Genomic DNA, 15,515 nt, shown 5'->3' with positions numbered 1-15,515 from the left:
TGTCATCAAATGCTGGCTGATGGACTGACATTTCAAGAGCGTGAAGCCGCGGGAGCAGGTGCGCCGCCAGATACAGACCTGTTACGCAAGACCCTTGAGAAACTGCATAAAGATGATAAGGCCCTCCTGAATTATTTTGGATTGGATCGACAACATCTTATTCAAAGAGTTGAAAGCCAACACAGGCTTGCCGAGCAGGTAGAAGAATCACCAGTAGTAGTGTCGCTGAGGCGCGAAGTTGATATTGTTGATTCGCTGTCGATGGGGGCGCCGGCGGAAGAGGACCCTCAAGAAAACTTCTGTGGGTTTTATTATCGATTTTATAGCTACTTCAAAAAGCGCTTTGAAGAGGATCGGCGATACGTTGCAGTTCATGAACATGTCGATATTGAAAGTTTGTTATCAGGTGCTCAGCATTACGTGATTGCAGGCGTCAAACGCTTATCTGAAAAGTCCCTCGTCCATGCGTTGAATACGCAGATATCCAAAGACCCTGACCTTGATCTTGAGACCTTCAATCAGCAATTGAAATCCAGGTTGGCAGGCACGATTTTGAAGTCGTACCCCGTTTTGACTCGCCTCTTGATCGAGCAGATCGAAAGCACGGTAGCGTATCTGTACAAGGTCATTGCTCATTTCGCCGCGGATGCTGACCTGCTTCAGCGCACCTTCATGTTGCCCGGCAAGCGGCTAGACGCGATCACTCTCGGGCTGGGGGATCCGCATGCCAATGGTGAGACGGTTTGTTCAGTGCAAATCGGCGATCAATCGCTTGTCTACAAGCCACGGAGCAATCATGAAGCGGTGTTCTATAACGCGCTGCTCAAGCGCCTTCATGAGCGTACCGGTGATGACTGCTTTGCGGTCTATGCGCCGGTAATGGTCTCCAGGGAGGGGCACTGCTGGATCGAAAAAATCGAGAACCTGGCGTGCGGGACAGAAGCCGATCTGTCGCTGTTCTATCGGCGCATAGGGGCGCAGATTGCCGTTGCTCACGCCTTGAACGGCATCGATTTTCACTACGAAAATATTATTGCCAGCGGCAGCAGCCCGGTGATGATTGATCTTGAGTGTCTGTTTACGGCCGCTATGGTTGATCTGAAAATCAATCTTCCACACACCAGTGCATTGTTCAAAACTCTCAAGCGCAACAGTCAGTCCGTCTTCTCGAGCGGTTTTGTCGCCTATTCGCCAGGTGCCGACAATGACACCAGTGGGCTGACCCGGCAGAAGACATTCATATCGAGCAGCAAGCAATTGATTCGTGAACACGGTTTCTATCGATTGAAACGGGTTCAGGTCGACAGGAGTCCTGTGATCAGGCACTTGCCGGTTTTTGAAGGTGAGCCGCGTTCAGTCGGGGATTACCAGGATGAATTCTTTCAGGGGTTCGAATGTGGTTACGACCATGTGATGAATAATAGGGAGACGGTACAAGGGCTGATCACCCTGCACGCCAGCGAGCTGAAAACCCGAGTATTGATAAAAAACACACAGCGCTACGCCGACTTCATTGAGTTGTCCCTTCATCCGCGCTTCATGCAATGCATGGTTCAGCGTGAATTGCTGTTGGCCACGCTGTGGTCGGAGTCGAACGAAACGCTCACCGGCCATGAACTCCCGCGGTATGAGTTGAACGATCTGCAGAGGGCGAACATCCCTTGTTTCACTATGCCTGTGGGTTCGAGCCGGATAATCGGTGCCGCAGGCGCGCAGTTGGCGCAACTGGCTATCGAAACGCCGTTTGACAGTTGCCAGCGCAAGCTCAGCGCACTTTCGCCCAGCGATAAAACCTTACAGAAGTACATTCTCCAGGCGTGTCTGTTTCCCGTTTCCAATGATGCTGTGCCCTTGAACCGAAAACATCGGTACAGCGGCGTGTCGAGCACGGTCACGCCGCATTATCTTGAGGGTGCCTCGAACATTGCCAAGGTCATCGAGCGGCTACGCGTCAAGGGTGAGGAGGGCGATGCGGGATGGATGTTCATGAATACTCATCCTCGCACCCAGCGCAAATACATCTCTGCAATGGGGAACAGCGTATACAACGGCATGGGCGGGCTGGCGATTTTCTACTTGAGTCTTTTCCGCGTCAGCGGCCAGGAACATGACAAGGACAAGGTCGATGAGATTCTGCGTTCGATGGCCAGGTCCCATGGGCACTTTGACAGTGATGTAACGGTCAGTGCCTATTTCGGGCTGGCATCCTATCTGTACGTCCTGATCAATTACCAGCGCATGACCGGGCAGGAGAATCACCAGCGGACCATTGACGACTTGCTGGTAAAACTCGCCACCTTCCCACGCGTGGACGATGAGTACGACTTCCTCAATGGCTGGTGTGGCACGCTGACGATGCTGGCCAACCTTTATCGGCTGCAGAGGCGCGCAACGTTACTGCCACTGATCAAAACGTTCACCGATGCCATCAAGTCCTGCCTGTTGTATGAAGACGGAACGTTTTTCCACGCAACCACTCGGGCACCGCTGCTGACGGGGTTCTCCCATGGGATCTCCGGCATCCTCCATGCGCTTGCCAAGGTGTATGAGATCACTCGGGATCCGTCGCTCGTGACGTTGATCACTCAGTTGCTGGAGGCCGAAAACCGTCTCACCGTCCAGGGCTTCTGGCTTGATCTGCGCGACCCCGGCGAACAGAGCTACATGAACAAATGGTGTCATGGGGACGCGGGTATTTTGATCTCCCGGATGCAACTGAGAAGGGCGCTGGGAAATGTCTTGAGCAACGACTTGAGGGCGGTGATCGAAGCGGACATCAGAACCTGTGAACACAATATCTGGGGCCATGGTCTAGGGAGTGGCTACAGCCTGTGCCACGGCGACTTCGGCAATCTGACATGCTTGCTGGATCTGTATCGTTGTGAGGCAAACAGCCAGGGTATCACCCGGGTCTTGCAGGCGTTTTCTGAGGTTTCGCACACGTTCTTCAATGAGGGTTTCATCGATGAACACAGCATTCCCGATCTCGGGATGCTGCTGGGTATTGCCGGTGTGGGTCAGGCGTTACTCTTTGCCCTGGACGCGAGCCTGCCTAACGTGTTGTCCCTGGAGTTTCAGGGGGCGGGGCCGTCAGTGTCTGTGCAGGATGCCCCAGATACCTGATCACCCAGTGAACCGCTGCGCTGATGCCTTCGCCCTCCAGGGGCTGTGCGAACAGTGGACGAAAAAAAACCGGTCATCGCTGACCGGTTTTTTACTGCCGCGGTTTAACGGGCTGATTAAGCGCCGTATACCGGCAGCTTCTTGCAGATGGCCTTGACCTTCTCGCGAACGGCGTCAATGACGGCGTCGTTGTTCAGGTCAGCCAGGATGTCGCAGATCCAGCCAGCCAGTTCCTTGCACTCTGCTTCCTTGAAGCCACGAGTGGTCACAGCCGGTGTGCCGAAGCGCAGGCCGGAAGTGACGAACGGGGAGCGTGGATCGTTCGGTACGGAGTTCTTGTTCACGGTGATGAAGGCTTTGCCCAGAGCGGCATCGGCGTCTTTACCGGATATGTCCTGCTTGATCAGCGACAGCAGGAACAGGTGGTTTTCAGTACCGCCGGAAACTACGTCGAAACCGCGCTCGATGAACACACCGGCCATGGCCTGGGCGTTCTTCAGCACTTGTTGCTGGTAGGTCTTGAACTCTGGCTGCAGAGCTTCTTTGAAGCAGATCGCTTTAGCGGCGATCACATGCTCCAGTGGGCCACCCTGGGAGCCAGGGAACACGGCGGAGTTCAGTTTCTTCTCGATGTCGGCGTTGGCGCGAGCCAGGATCAGGCCGCCACGTGGACCGCGCAGGGTCTTGTGGGTGGTGGTGGTCACGACGTCAGCGAATGGAACCGGGTTCGGGTAGATGCCAGCAGCAACCAGACCGGCCACGTGAGCCATGTCGACGAACAGGTAAGCGCCAACCTTGTCAGCGATTTCGCGGAAGCGCGGGAAGTCCAGGATCTGCGAGTACGCAGAGAAACCGGCCACGATCATTTTTGGCTTGTGCTCAACAGCCAGACGCTCGACTTCGTCGTAGTCGATCAGGCCATTGGCGTCGATGCCGTACTGAACGGCGTTGTACAGCTTGCCGGACGAAGAAACGCTGGCGCCGTGAGTCAGGTGACCGCCGTGGGCCAGGCTCATGCCCAGAATGGTGTCGCCCGCTTGCAGCAGAGCCAGGTAAACGGCGCTGTTGGCTTGGGAGCCGGCGTGCGGCTGGACGTTGGCGTAATCGGCGCCGAACAGTTCCTTGGCTCGATCAATTGCAAGTTGCTCAACCACGTCGACGTATTCGCAACCGCCGTAGTAGCGCTTGCCTGGGTAACCTTCGGCGTACTTGTTGGTCAGTGCCGAGCCTTGAGCTTCCATCACCGCTGGGCTGGTGTAGTTCTCCGAAGCGATCAGCTCAATGTGTTCTTCCTGGCGCTGAGCTTCTTGCTCCATCGCGGCAAAAAGGTCGGCGTCGTACTTGGCAATAGTCAAATCACGGCTGAACATGGCGGTCCTCAAGGATCGGGGTGGGGGCAGAAAAAAGCCATTCTAACTCAATGGGTTTTGTCTGGCATATGAAAGGACATCATGTCGCAGACAAGTGGCTTTCATGCACGGATTTGCGGTGCCTGGGCAGGCCCATCACGAGCAAGTCGCACCGTCGCACCGTCGCTTCCATAGTTGAAATACGTTCCCCTGTGGGAGCGGGCTTGCTCGCGAAGGGGCCGTGCGCATCACCACAACATTTCAGTTGAACATGAACAGCGCTTCGAACCGACCGGCTGACGACCCTGGGGCGACCGGATTCCTGTCTGTTAAGCGAGAACTACTGGTTGATGCAGATCAGCGATAAAGTGGCTGAGCCCGATGGGGCTTCTCTATCGTGTATCGGTACCGCTGAATCTGCGCGTCTGGGTACCGCTCTAATGTTTTAAACGTAGAGGGCGGGTTTTAAATTTCGTCGGGATGGTCAAGATAAGGGGCATTTCTCTGGAGTATGTTTAATGTGAAGAACGCAGAGTGTTCGGTACGGTCTGTCACGAAGTACTTTTTTGGTAGTCCATGGAGAGCTACTTCCCTGGAGTTTTTTAATCTCACTCTCTGTCCATGATGAACGTCTATCCAAAGATTAATGGTATCTGTTTCCATAATGTCCAGTGACATGCCACCAAGATCGAATTTTATTTCGCCCGCCCATTCACTCGAGCTGGCTGCGATTTCTCCGTGACTGTTCAGGTTGACCAAAAAGCCCTTAGTAAGGATGTCGGAACGAACATAAATAACATAAACGCCATTCTCGACGCGAAAGTAGAACTCGGTAGGGATGGCTCCAGGTCTGGCTACCAGCCGGTGCCGCGCTAGGCCGGGACCAGGATAAATGGTTTCGATGGTGACAGGATCTCCTAGGCAACTAAGAGTTCCAGTAAAGGATTTCTGGCGATCAGTACTCATGGGTTTTCCTTTATGCTGTATTTGTAGGTGGCTACTATGCTTTTGATGGCAGCCAGGAAAGGGGAATATAACAGGCGTGTATTGTTAGTGGGTGTGCTGAGTGTTTCAATTTATCTGTTTAAAATTGCGTATTAATTAGGTTTTGTCAGCAGGCATGCGTAAGTTTGTAGAGGTCCAAAGACCGCATGTTCTACGTCTGAGTTTTAAGTTTTAGTGTGTGTCTGGGCCGTTTGAGGTTTGCAGTTTTTAACGTGATAAAACTTGCGTAGCGCATCATTGCTGAACGGCACATCCAATCGGCTCGCCAGCATCGGACGACCGGGCAGGTAACCCTGCCCCTCATTGCCCCGTGCTCATACAGGAAACCCGGCACGCCCTTGGCAATCTGCGCACTCTGCTCGCCGGACGGCAGGCCGTAGATCAGGGAGTGCTCGGACTTCATTCTGTAAGGGGGAACTACGTGATGTTGATCCGCGATCAAGTCATTGATCGCGATACTGGGTCGAATCTTTTCGCGTTGTTTCTGTATCGCAGATATTACGCGTCAGGGTGTTCTTTAAATGAAGTATCAGTAGTCGCGGGTGTTTTACACTTCGTCGGGGTGGCCAAGGTGAGCGGCGTTTTTCTCGAGTATGTTCAATTTGAAGTGAGCGTGCAGTTGATGCTCTAAGGTCCCGAAATATTTTTTTCTTTTGGATAGGCGTTTGAGCAAGAAAGGTGAAGGCTCGTTAATGACTCCCTTTATTGTCCATGGCTGAAGGTTGTTGTAATAAATATTAAGGGCGCCGCTCTCGGGTGGTGTAGGCGCCGGACGCTCAAAGACAAGATGAAATTTTATGTTCTCAGCGATGTGTGCCGGGCTCACGGCAATTTCACCGTGGCTGTTCAGGTTGACCCGTTGGCCCAGATGGGATTCGTCGCGAACATACATGACATAGGAGCCCTGTTCGAGCCGAAAGTAGAACTTAGTAGGTGTTCTCCCGGCGCTGGCGACTAATACGCTGTAGCTCCCACGGTGCGGGTCCTGTAAATCATCGATGCTGACGGGATCACCATAGCAACTCAGTGTTCCAATAAAAGACTGTTGACGGTCAGTAGGCATATTATTTCCTTGATGTAGGTTTACGTGGGTTGCGGTATTTTCAGTACGCGCTCTGAAACGAAAACCTAACAGTCCGAAAATTATAAGTCTCTGAAAAAAGCTTTTCGATTTGTACGCCATGAGGGACGTGTGTTGTTTGCGAAGGGAAGTTCTGATTTTTCAGCGGGGTTTTTATTTGACGCTTTTATCTGGAGGGGTTCAGGCCTGTGACTTTAGTCTAATCAAACATGAACAGCGCATCATTGCTGAACTGCGCTTCAAATCGGTTGGCTGGCATTGGACGACCAAACAGATACCCCTGAACTTCGTCGCAACCATGTTCGCGCAGGAAGTCCAGTTGCTCATGGGTCTCCACACCCTCGGCGATCACCGCCAGGTTCAGGCTGTGGGCCATGGCGATGATCGCCCGGGCGATTTGCGCGTCCTGCTCGCCGGATGGCAGGCCGTCGACGAAGGTACGGTCGATTTTCAGCACATCGATCGGGAACTGCTTGAGGTAGTTGAGCGATGAGTAGCCGGTGCCGAAGTCGTCGACCGCAATGCTCAGGCCGAGGTTTTTCAGACCGGCCAGAATCTGCATGGCTTCACTGACTTCACGCATCAGGATACTTTCGGTCAGCTCCAGTTCCAGGCAGGCCGGCGGCAGACCGGTGTCCTTGAGAATGGTCGCGATCCGCGTACCCAGTTGGCCGTCGGAGAACTGGCGGGCCGAGATGTTTACCGACACTTTCGGTACCCGCACCTTGGCCAGGTGCCAACTTTTGAGCTGGCGGCAGGCTTCGCTGATGACCCAGTCGCCGACGTCCACCACCAGCCCGAGTTCTTCGAGTACCGGAATGAAATCGCCCGGTGGCACCAATCCGCGTCGCGGGTGGCGCCAGCGCAGTAGGGCTTCGGTGCCGGTCAGGCGTTTACCGTCGCCGCTGAATTGCGGCTGGTAGTAGAGAACGAATTCGTTTTGTTCGAGCGCGTGGCGCAGGTCGCTTTCCAGTTCCAGTCGCTCCAGGGCGCTGGCGTTCATGTCGGCCTGATAGAACTGGAAGTTGTTTTTGCCGCGTTCCTTGGCGTGGTACATCGCGGTGTCGGCGTTTTTCATCAACTGGCTCAGCTCGCTGCCGTCCTGCGGGCTCAGGGCGATGCCGATACTGGCGGTGACGAAAAACTCGCGACCCTCCAGCACGAACGGTCTCACCAGGCTGGCGAGGATCTGCTCGGCCACGTGAATCGCCCGGTTCAGGGCAATCTCGCGGTTGGCTCGCGGTTGCAGCAGCAAGGTGAATTCGTCGCCGCCCATGCGCGCCACGGTGTCGTCATCGTCGACGCAACCGAGCAGGCGGGTGGCCATCTCCTTGAGCATGCGGTCACCCGCGGCATGGCCGAGGGAGTCGTTGATCGGTTTGAACCGGTCCAGGTCGAGGAACATCAACACCACCCAGGACTTCTGCCGCTCGGCCGATTGCAGCGCGGTGTGCAGGCGATCCTGGAACAGTGTGCGGTTGGGCAGGTGGGTCAGGGCGTCGTAATAAGCCAGGCGATGAATCCGTTGCTCGCTGGCCTTGCGCTCGCTGATGTCGCTGAAGAAGCACACATAGCTGGCAAGGTCGCCTTCGTCATCCAGCACGGCCGTGATGCCAACCCAGGCCGGATAATGTTCGCCGTTGCGGCGCTTGAGCCAGACTTCACCTTCCCAGGAACTGTGCTGGTGCAGCTGCTTGAGCACATAACGCAGATGGGCTTCCTGCTGCTCATCGACGGTGAGCATGTTCGGCAGTTGATCAAGGACTTGCGACACCTCGTACCCACTGACGCGGCTGAACGCTTCGTTGGCCTGCACGATGTAACCGGCCGGGTCGGTGATCAGGATCGCGGAGGTCGAGTGCTCGAAAACCGTCGCGGCCATGCGCAGGTCTTTCTCGGCGCGTCGTTGCTGGCTGATGTCGCGACCGACGCCGAGCACGCCTTCGAAGGCGCCGTGTTCGTCCCACACCAGCACCAGGCGCAACTCGATGGGGATCTTGCGACCGTCGGCCCGCAGGCAGTCGAACAGGAACAACTGGGTTTGCACCTGGTTGCGCAACAGGGCCAGTTGCTCGGGTTTGTCCAGGGCCTTGCTGACCCGATCCATCAGGTTGTAGATGCCGGTCAGTTGCTGCGGGTTGGCAATGGTCGTCTGCCAGCCGTTCTCGAAAATCCACTCGGCGTCATAGCCCAGTACGGCTTGCACCGAGGGGCTGACGTAATTGAGCGAGAGCTTGCTGTCGGTGGAAAAGATCACGTCGCTGATGCTTTCGGCGAGCATCCGGTAGCGTTGCTCGCTGTCGCGTAACGACTCGCTGGCCTCAATCTGGTCGGTGATGTCCTTGGCCACGCCGATGATGCGCGTCACCTGATCGTGTTTGTCTCGCGCCAATGCCTGTTCGCGAATATCGAACCGCCGCCATTTGCCGTCGCGGTGACGAAAGCGCAATTGCGCCTGGAGCAGTTGGGCGTAGCCGGACTGGCGTTGTTCCTGGCGCAGGCGGTGGTAGTGATCGGCGTCTTCGGGGTGCAGAAGGATTTCCCAGAAGTATTCGCCCATCTGGTGCAGCTCGTTCCGGTTGTAGCCCAGGGTCTGGCCGAGGTGATGGTTGCTGAAAATCATTCGCTGGCTGATCACGTCCTGCACGTAGAGGTGATCCGGCACCGTGCGCACCACATCGGACCAAAAGCCTTCGCGCTCAAGCAGCGACAGCTCGATCAGCTTGCGGCTGGTGATGTCGCTGATGCTCAGGATCACCGCTTTATAGTCGTGCTGTTCTTCCGGCAGGCGCAGCACCAGCCACAGGTGCTGGTCGCGGCCCTGGGCGTCCTTGAGGTTGATCTCCAGTTCAAGCTGTTTCTGCTGGCTGATCAAGGCGTCGAGCAATTGGTTGCCGATGGTGTTGTCGTCCAGCGGCCGGCCTTCGATCAACAGTTTCCAGGCTTGCTCGCACGACTGGACATTAAGCAGGTGCAAGGCAACCTGGTTGACCTCGGTAATGCGCAGTTCCTGCAACAACTGCTGGCGTTGTTCGGGGACCTGGAGCCAGGCGTGCAGTTGCTCGAGGTTGTGCAGGTGAGCCTTGTCGAAAAATGCTTTCAAGCCTGAAAGGTCGAGCACGCACAGGGCCACGCCGGTGCCTTCGAAAATGTCCTGATAGCGACGGCGCCCTTCATGCAACTGGCGCTGGCGGCGGCGCATGTTCAGCAGGGCGATCACGGGCAGCAGCGAAAAGGCCAGGCCCAGCAGGCATTTGCCAATGAAGGCCGGCAGCAGTTGTTCGATCACCTGTTGCCGGTCGAACAGCCCGCGCAGTTGCCAGTCGCTGCTGCTCAACGGCACCACCAACACACTGTTGGCCAGGTCGTCGGGCGTCAGGATACCGGGTGTGGCGGAAGGCAAGGTTTCGTCGCGGCTGATGATCTGATGATTGATGCGGCTTTCAACCAGCCACAACGGCCGCTGGCCAACGTCGCCCTGTTTGGTCAGGGTCGAGAAAAAGGTCGGGGTCAGTCGCAGCGCCCAATACCCGCGACTGTTGCCGCTGGCCTGGCGCAGTAACAAATGCACCACCGAGCCGTCATTGGCGTTGCTGAAATAGTGCGCCTGGGCGTGGCTGCGTCGGACCAGGTCGCTGAGGTAATCGGCGTCCTCGCTGTCGGGGGCGCTGTCGCTGATGACTTTGCCCGAGGGGGTCAGCAACGCGATGCTGCGCAGGTCCGGCAGCGATTGCTGCATTTTGCGTAGCAGCGCTTGTTGCTGTTCGCCGCTTTGCGGCTGTTCGACGATCGGTAACAGGTTGAGGGCGATTTGCGCGTTCAGTGCCATGTTCAGGCTGACTTGCGCGGCCAGGTCGGCGGTGTAGTCGATGGTGTACTGGCGCTGGTTTCTCTGGGTCTCGTGGAGTTGGTCGAGCAGTTGCCAAAACAGCAGCCCGAGCAACAACAGGACGAGCGTCGCCAGAGCGCCTTTCAAGGTGCCACGCAGGGGAGAGCCGGGCGCAGGGTGCAATGCGCGCACGGACGAGTGAGGAGTGACATTGGACAAACTGTAATCCTGCGGTTTGGCTGGACTGGCGCGACGTGCACTATAAGCCGGACGCCCGAAGGGCGGCTAGCATGCCTTGAGTTGTGGCAAAGTGCCAGCCCCTTGCGGCTGGACGGGTATGTCGCATTGAGGTAGCTTTGCCGGTTACGCAGGGCGTTCTAGCCCAAGATATTCAGGCTCTTTATACGTGCGCAGGCATTGATCATGATCAAGTGTCTGCGCCGCGCATGGCCTGGCCGGGCTTCGCCCGCTTTATTCATCAGTCACTGACGCTAGGTTCACCATGGCTCAATACGTCTTCACCATGCATCGGCTGGGCAAAGTTGTTCCGCCGAAGCGGGAAATCCTGAAAAACATTTCTCTGTCTTTTTTCCCGGGCGCCAAGATCGGCGTGCTCGGCCTCAACGGTTCGGGTAAATCCACACTGTTGAAAATCATGGCCGGCGTCGACACCGAGTTCGACGGCGAAGCCCGCCCGATGCCTGACCTGAACATCGGCTACCTGCCGCAAGAGCCGATCCTGGACCCGACCAAGACCGTGCGTGAAGTGGTCGAGGAAGCGGTCAGCGTGATCAAGGACGCCCAAGCGCGTCTGGACGAGGTCTACGCGGCTTACGCTGATGAAGATGCCGACTTCGACAAACTGGCCGCAGAACAAGCCAAACTCGAAGCCATCCTGCAAGCGGGCGACGGTCACAACCTGGAGCGCCAGTTGGAAGTCGCCGCCGATGCGCTGCGTCTGCCGGCCTGGGACGCCAAGGTCGAATTCCTGTCCGGTGGTGAAAAACGTCGTGTGGCCCTGTGCCGTCTGCTGCTATCCGCCCCCGACATGCTGCTGCTCGACGAACCCACCAACCACCTGGACGCCGATTCCGTTGCGTGGCTGGAGCATTTCCTCCACGACTTCCCGGGCACCGTGGTTGCGATCACGCACGACCGGTACTTCCTGGACAACGTGGCTGGCTGGATTCTGGAACTCGACCGCGGTGCGGGCATTCCTTACGAAGGCAACTATTCGGGTTGGCTGGAAGCCAAGTCCGATCGTCTGGCTGCCGAATCCAAGCAGCAGTCGGCTCACGAAAAAGCCATGAAGGAAGAACTGGAGTGGGTGCGCAAAGGCGCCAAGGCTCGCCAGTCCAAATCCAAGGCTCGTCTGCAACGCTTCGAAGAAATGCAATCGCAGGAATTCCAGAAGCGCAGCGAAACCAACGAGATCTACATCCCGGCCGGTCCACGCCTGGGCGACAAGGTCATCGAATTCAAGAACGTCTCCAAGGGCTACGGCGACCGCGTGTTGATCGACAACCTGTCGTTCTCCATGCCTAAAGGCGCCATCGTTGGCGTGATCGGTGGTAACGGCGCGGGTAAATCCACGCTGTTCCGCATGCTGATGGGCAAGGAAACACCAGATTCGGGCAGCATCGAAGTCGGTGAAACCGTGCAACTGGCCTGCGTCGACCAGAGCCGCGAAGACCTGGACGGCAGCAAGACTGTGTTCCAGCAGATCTCTGACGGTTCCGACCAGATCCGCATCGGCAACTACGAGATCCCGTCGCGCACTTATGTTGGCCGTTTCAACTTCAAGGGCGGCGATCAGCAGAAGTTCGTCAAGGACCTGTCCGGTGGTGAGCGTGGCCGCTTGCACCTGGCCCTGACCCTGAAAGAGGGCGGCAACGTCCTGCTGCTCGACGAACCGTCCAACGACCTCGACGTTGAAACCCTGCGTTCCCTGGAAGAAGCCCTGCTGGACTTCCCAGGCGCCGCCATTGTGATCTCTCACGATCGGTGGTTCCTTGACCGCGTTGCGACTCACATCCTGGCGTACGAAGATGACTCGCAAGCGATCTTCTTCGAAGGTAACTACACCGAGTACGAAGCCGACCGTAAAAAGCGTCTTGGCGAAGCTGCTGCCCAGCCACACCGGGTGCGTCACAAGAAACTGGCCTGATTTCGGGTTGGTTGCATAAAGAGCGGAGCCTTCGGGTTCCGTTTTTTTTTGCGCATTTTTTCAGTGGTACCGCAGCGCGCCCTTCTTGCGAAAGCGGTCTTCAGGACTGAGCATGACTTGAGTGGCGAGTCCCTGTTCTGGTGCGAAAACACCCAGAAATCGGATTAATTTATATCCAGTGCACCATTTAATTTCATAACTGCGACATTTTGCGCTGTGCTGGTGCTCAATTCGTTTGCTAGAGTCCAGGTCAATCTCTTCCAACGACAATAAATTTGCCGAGACTTTTCCATGATCGAATCCGTCGAATCCTTCCTTGCCCGCCTCAAAAAACGCGACCCCGACCAGCCTGAATTCCATCAGGCGGTAGAAGAAGTCCTGCGCAGCTTGTGGCCGTTTCTCGAAGCCAATCCGCACTACCTGACCTCGGGCATCCTGGAGCGCATGTGCGAGCCGGAGCGGGCCATCGTGTTTCGGGTTTCCTGGGTCGACGATCAAGGCAAGGTGCAGGTCAACCGTGGTTTCCGCATCCAGATGAACAGCGCCATCGGTCCGTACAAGGGCGGCTTGCGTTTCCATCCGTCGGTGAACCTCGGAGTGCTGAAGTTCCTCGCCTTCGAACAGACCTTCAAGAACTCCCTGACATCCTTGCCGATGGGCGGCGGCAAGGGCGGTTCGGACTTCGATCCAAAGGGTAAGAGCGACGCCGAGGTGATGCGCTTCTGCCAGGCATTCATGAGTGAGTTGTACCGGCACATCGGTGCGGACGTGGATGTGCCGGCCGGTGATATTGGCGTCGGCGCCCGTGAAATCGGCTTCCTGTTCGGCCAGTACAAGCGCCTGGGCAACCAGTTCACCAGCGTGCTGACCGGTAAGGGCATGAGCTACGGCGGCAGCCTGATTCGCCCCGAAGCCACCGGTTTCGGCTGCGTGTACTTCGCCGAGGAAATGCTCAAGCGTCGGGGTGAAAAGGTTGAAGGTAAACGCGTGGCGGTCTCGGGGTCGGGCAACGTCGCGCAGTACGCGGCGCGCAAGGTCATGGACCTGGGCGGCAAGGTGATTTCCCTGTCCGACTCCGAAGGCACGCTGCACTGCGAGGCCGGTTTGACGGAGGAACAATGGCTGGCGTTGCTGGAGCTGAAAAACGTCAAGCGCGGACGGATCAGTGAATTGGCCGGGCGCTTTGGCCTGGAGTTCCGCGCCGGTCAACATCCCTGGGGCTTGCCGTGTGACATCGCGCTGCCGTGTGCCACCCAGAACGAACTCGATGCCGAGGCTGCCCGTACGTTGTTGCGCAATGGCTGTGGCTGCGTGGCGGAAGGGGCGAACATGCCGACCACCCTGGCGGCTGTGGATATCTTTATCGAGGCCGGGATTCTGTTTGCCCCAGGCAAGGCGTCGAACGCCGGTGGGGTGGCGGTCAGTGGTCTGGAGATGTCGCAGAACGCCATGCGCCTGCTGTGGACGGCTGGCGAAGTCGACAGCAAATTGCACAACATCATGCAATCGATCCACCACGCCTGCGTGTATTACGGCGAAGAGAACGGCCGGGTCAATTACGTCAAAGGCGCGAACATCGCAGGCTTCGTCAAAGTCGCCGACGCCATGCTCGCTCAGGGCGTGGTTTAACTGGGCTCGATGCGGATGATCTCGATCAACTGATCGCCGGCCGGTCGCTGCCAGAGCACTTCGTCGTTCAGTTGTGCGCCGAGCAGCGCCCGCCCGAGCGGTGAACTCCAGTTGATCAGGCCTTTGGCGGCAACGGCCTGGTCTTCGCCCACCAGTTGCACGCGCCGTTCGGTGCCGCTTTCATCAGCGTACGTCACCCAACTGCCGATCTGGACCTTTTGGGTCGAGGTTGCGGGGGGCACCACCTGGGCGCTTTGCAGGCGTTGATTGAAGTAACGCAGATCGCGCTCCAGATCGGCCTGGCGCTGCGGGTCAGCCTGGTCACCGAGGGCCGATTGTTCGCTGTGCAGGGTTTGCAGCTCTGCAACCTTGGCCTGAAGCAGGGCCAGGCCTTGGGGCGTGACGTAGTTGGGCTGTGCGCTGACCTGACGTTCTACCGGCTGGTCGGCTTGCGCAGCGGCGTTATCTTCATTGACGAAAGCGCGGCTCATGGCAATTCTCCCTTGATGGGGTTTAGGCCATGGTGGCAGGCTTTTGGTTTCACAGGTTGTCCGAAAACGACCTACTGCGAACGATAAGCCCGCGCCGCGCCCTGATCCTTCTCGTGCTGCCAGGCGCGATCACGCTCGTTCAGATAACGGTTCTGATAGTCGCTACGGTCCTGGCTCTCACGCATGGCCTGGCACTGACGGAACCCATCGCTCCAGCCTTCGGCGTACTGCGCATCCTTGAGGTAGCGGGGGACGTCTTTCCTGAAGCCGCCCGTGATGGCGCCTGCCGCTTGCCGGCCACTGCTGCAACCATCATCGAAACCGTCGGCGAAGGCCGGTGGATACCCTTTGGCAATCAAGTCTTCGTGGGTCGACTGGCAACCCGCAATCAACAGCAACATTCCCAAAACACCCGCACACCGCCACATCTCAGACTCCCGCGCCGCTGAACGGCTTATCAGGAAAGTCTAGATGGGCGTTGGTCAGGCGTTTGTGAAACAGCTGTGATTATTCTGTTGGCGCGTCAGCCAGCCGGGTGTGTTCCGCCAGCTCCTGTTCGATGAACGCGGCGATCATGGCGCGGTACACCTGTTCGGTAACCTGTGGGTTGGCGCCAACCTGTTCCGACAGAGCCCGGACTTTGGCGATGACCTGTTCCGCACGCTGCGGCGCTTTCACCGCGTCACTGTCTTTTTTGAAGCGGGCGGCCTGTGACACGTAGGTGCCGCGTTCGGCCAGCAGGCTGACGATTTGCCGGTCCAGCCGATCGATGTTGTCGCGGATGGCTTCGAGGGAATCACAGATAACGGCCATGTTGAATCAACTCCTTGAATAAACGTCA

The 15,515-nt window shown here is 57.1% G+C and carries 10 protein-coding genes; 3 read left to right on the top strand and 7 right to left on the bottom strand.

Translation table 11 applies throughout. The features are described 5' to 3' along the window. Positions 1-9 precede the first annotated feature (9 nt). The gene (lanM, locus tag AC1Z1G_RS23235) at positions 10-3,123 is read left to right on the top strand and encodes a type 2 lanthipeptide synthetase LanM (RefSeq protein WP_483622632.1); all 3,114 of its coding nucleotides are present in this window, start codon (positions 10-12) and stop codon (positions 3,121-3,123) included. A gap of 116 nt (positions 3,124-3,239) precedes the next feature. On the opposite strand, the gene glyA is transcribed toward lanM, so the two are convergent. The 4 genes from glyA to AC1Z1G_RS23215 form a co-directional block, all read right to left on the bottom strand. Next, positions 3,240-4,493 carry a serine hydroxymethyltransferase gene (gene glyA / locus AC1Z1G_RS23230; protein WP_483622631.1) on the bottom strand — a complete coding sequence of 418 codons (1,254 nt, stop codon included), beginning with the start codon at positions 4,491-4,493 and terminating at the stop codon, positions 3,240-3,242. Positions 4,494-4,937: 444 nt separating this feature from the next. Then, complete coding sequence (locus AC1Z1G_RS23225) at positions 4,938-5,438, bottom strand: hypothetical protein (RefSeq protein WP_483622630.1); 501 nt, start codon at positions 5,436-5,438, stop codon at positions 4,938-4,940. A 586-nt stretch (positions 5,439-6,024) separates the two neighbouring features. Beyond that, entirely contained in the window at positions 6,025-6,540 is a 516-nt protein-coding gene (locus AC1Z1G_RS23220; protein WP_483622629.1) for a hypothetical protein, read from the bottom strand. 217 nt (positions 6,541-6,757) lie between these two features. Continuing rightward, positions 6,758-10,606, bottom strand: coding sequence for a bifunctional diguanylate cyclase/phosphodiesterase (locus tag AC1Z1G_RS23215; protein WP_483622628.1), 3,849 nt, complete (start codon positions 10,604-10,606; stop codon positions 6,758-6,760). Between the two features lie 283 nt (positions 10,607-10,889). On the opposite strand from AC1Z1G_RS23215, the gene ettA reads away from it, so the two are divergent. Continuing rightward, entirely contained in the window at positions 10,890-12,554 is a 1,665-nt protein-coding gene (gene ettA, locus AC1Z1G_RS23210; RefSeq protein ID WP_347902120.1) for an energy-dependent translational throttle protein EttA, read from the top strand. A gap of 291 nt (positions 12,555-12,845) precedes the next feature. Beyond that, positions 12,846-14,183 (top strand): NADP-specific glutamate dehydrogenase, encoded by a 1,338-nt coding sequence (gene gdhA / locus AC1Z1G_RS23205; RefSeq protein WP_483622627.1) that lies wholly within the window; start codon positions 12,846-12,848, stop codon positions 14,181-14,183. Here gdhA and AC1Z1G_RS23200 read toward each other — a convergent pair. The 3 genes from AC1Z1G_RS23200 to AC1Z1G_RS23190 form a co-directional block, all read right to left on the bottom strand. Beyond that, on the bottom strand, positions 14,180-14,674 hold the full coding sequence (locus AC1Z1G_RS23200; RefSeq protein WP_483622626.1) for a GreA/GreB family elongation factor: 495 nt from the start codon (positions 14,672-14,674) through the stop codon (positions 14,180-14,182). The genes gdhA and AC1Z1G_RS23200 overlap by 4 nt on opposite strands. A 71-nt stretch (positions 14,675-14,745) precedes the next feature. Further along, complete coding sequence (locus tag AC1Z1G_RS23195; protein ID WP_483622625.1) at positions 14,746-15,102, bottom strand: hypothetical protein; 357 nt, start codon at positions 15,100-15,102, stop codon at positions 14,746-14,748. Positions 15,103-15,181: 79 nt separating this feature from the next. Continuing rightward, the gene (locus AC1Z1G_RS23190) at positions 15,182-15,487 is read right to left on the bottom strand and encodes a chorismate mutase (protein ID WP_483622624.1); all 306 of its coding nucleotides are present in this window, start codon (positions 15,485-15,487) and stop codon (positions 15,182-15,184) included. Positions 15,488-15,515 lie beyond the last annotated feature (28 nt).

Source organism: Pseudomonas sp. JL27(2026), from assembly GCF_056933555.1.
The sequence above is the reverse complement of the archived record's forward strand: the minus strand, read 5'-3'. Positions and strand labels throughout refer to the sequence as shown.